Origin of the sequence: Streptomyces katrae (genome assembly GCF_000966975.1) — a bacterium.
Classification (GTDB): domain Bacteria; phylum Actinomycetota; class Actinomycetes; order Streptomycetales; family Streptomycetaceae; genus Streptomyces; species Streptomyces katrae.
On the sequence record NZ_JZWV01000604.1, the window covers coordinates 1 to 2,026 of the forward strand.

Below are 2,026 nucleotides of genomic sequence, written 5' to 3' on the forward strand. Positions count from 1 at the left end.
CTACTACCGGGTCCGCTACGAGGCCCCCGGCGCCCCGGAGCTCGCCGCCTCGGTCCGCGCCCTGCTGAAGGCCCCCGGCACCCCGGTCCAGGACATCCCCGACCGAGGCCTGGACCACGGCGCGTACGTCCCCCTCGTCGAGATGTACCCCGGGGCCGACGTACCGGTCCTCCAGGTCTCCCTGCCCACCCTGGACCCCGCCCGCCTGATGGACCTCGGCCGCAAGCTCGCCCCGCTGCGCGACGAAGGGGTCCTGATCGTCGGCAGCGGCTTCTTCACCCACAACCTGGCCGCCCTGCGCCACACCGGCCCCGGAGTGCCCGGCTGGTCGGCGGAGTTCGACGCCTGGGGCCGCGAGGCGCTGGCCGCCCACGACGTCGACGCCCTGCTGGACTTCGAGGCCAAGTCCCCGGCGGGCCGCCTGGCCCACCCCCGCACGGAGCACTTCGCCCCGCTGTTCGTCACCCTCGGCGCCGCCGAATCCGACCTGGGCGCGCAGAGCACGCCGGTGGACGGGTTCTGGATGGGGCTGTCGAAGCGGTCGGTGCAGTTCGGTTAGGTCCGTCGCCGTCCGGGCGGCACCCGAACGGGCGACAGGCAGGCAACCAGAACCCGGCGCCGCCCGTCTTGGGGGGTGAGGACGCAGCCCGCGGACACCGCTGGGGCGGACGCGCCGCGTGTGACGGCGGTCTCATCGGCGGCTTGGCCGCGTGGGCCGCCCGGGCATCTCCGGAGCGGGTCTGACCTGCGCCTCTCCGGGTTTTCGCGGAGCTCAGGAACCACCCGGCCGGGGTGGCGGCGGGGCAGGATACTGCAAGATCCCGGAAAAGAGGGAGGCCTGTGGGAATTCTGTCCCGATTCCAGTCGTTGTTTCCCTCGGAAGCGGGCACTCGGGAGAGTGTCCGAGGACGCACCGCGACCGTTCATCGCATCGCAAGGGAGCACCGCATGGCAACCCGCGCCGTCGCCCGTCGTCAGTCCACGAGCAGCGCCCGCGCAGCGGGCGGGGAGATCGTCGACCGCGACCTGGTCGGCATGTACCTGGACGAGATCGCGCGCACCCCGCTGCTCGACGCCGCCCGGGAAGTGGAGCTCTCGCAGATCATCGAGGCGGGCGTCTACGCCCGGCAGCTCCTCGACGGTGAGGTGGAGCGGGACGGGGAGACCCCCCCGCGCGAGGAGCTGGAGGCCCTGGCCGCCGAGGGGGAGCGGGCCAAGGAGGTCTTCATCCGGTCCAACCTCCGCCTCGTCGTGGCCGTAGCCCGGCGCTACCCGCGCAGCGGACTGCCCCTCCTCGACCTGATCCAGGAGGGCAACGCCGGCCTGGTCCGCGCCGTGGAGAAGTTCGACTACACCAAGGGCTTCAAGTTCTCCACGTACGCGACGTGGTGGATCCGCCAGGCCATCACCCGCTCCATCGCCGACCAGTCCCGCACCATCCGCCTCCCCGTCCACCTGGTGGAGGAGCTCGGCCGGATCCGCCGGATCCAGCGCGAGTTCAACCGCGAGAACGGCCGCGACCCGGAGCACGCGGAGATCGCCGCCGAGCTGGACACCACGGAGAAGCGCGTCGGCGACGTCCTGGACTGGGCGCGCGACCCGGTCAGCCTCAACATGTCGGTGGACGACGAGGGTGACACGCAGTTCGGCGACCTGCTGGAGGACACCGCCGCGATCTCCCCCGAGCAGTCCGTGCTCGCGCTGCTGCGCAGCGAGGAGCTGGAGGACCTCCTCGGCAAGCTCGACCAGCGCACGGCGTCGATCATCAAGATGCGCTACGGCATCGAGGACGGCCGCGAGCGGACCCTGACGGAGGTCGGCAAGCAGCACGGGCTCACCCGTGAGCGGATCCGCCAGATCGAGAAGCACGCCCTGCTGGAGCTGAAGCGGATGGCCCGCGACACCGGCTTCGACGCCGTGGCCTGACCCCGGCCGAAGCCCCCCGACGAGCCCCGGTACCCATCCCCCCAGGGTGCCGGGGCTCCCCCCTGCCCAGCCCCGGGCCCCGCGCCGACCCGCTCAGGAT

The 2,026-nt window shown here is 72.5% G+C and carries 2 protein-coding genes; both read left to right on the forward strand.

Annotated elements, in window-relative coordinates; all coding sequences use genetic code 11:
* On the forward strand, positions 1–559 hold a 559-nt coding region (locus tag VR44_RS21620; protein ID WP_045949218.1), incomplete at its 5' end, for a dioxygenase family protein.
* Between the two features lie 389 nt (positions 560–948).
* On the forward strand, positions 949–1,926 hold the full coding sequence (locus VR44_RS21625) for a sigma-70 family RNA polymerase sigma factor (RefSeq protein ID WP_045949219.1): 978 nt from the start codon (positions 949–951) through the stop codon (positions 1,924–1,926).
* Positions 1,927–2,026: the final 100 nt, after the last annotated feature.

Coding starts and splice junctions, on each gene's coding strand:
- VR44_RS21625 (WP_045949219.1), top strand. CDS start 949: ATGGCAACCCGCGCCGTCGCCCGTCGTCAGTCCACGAGCAGCGCCCGC.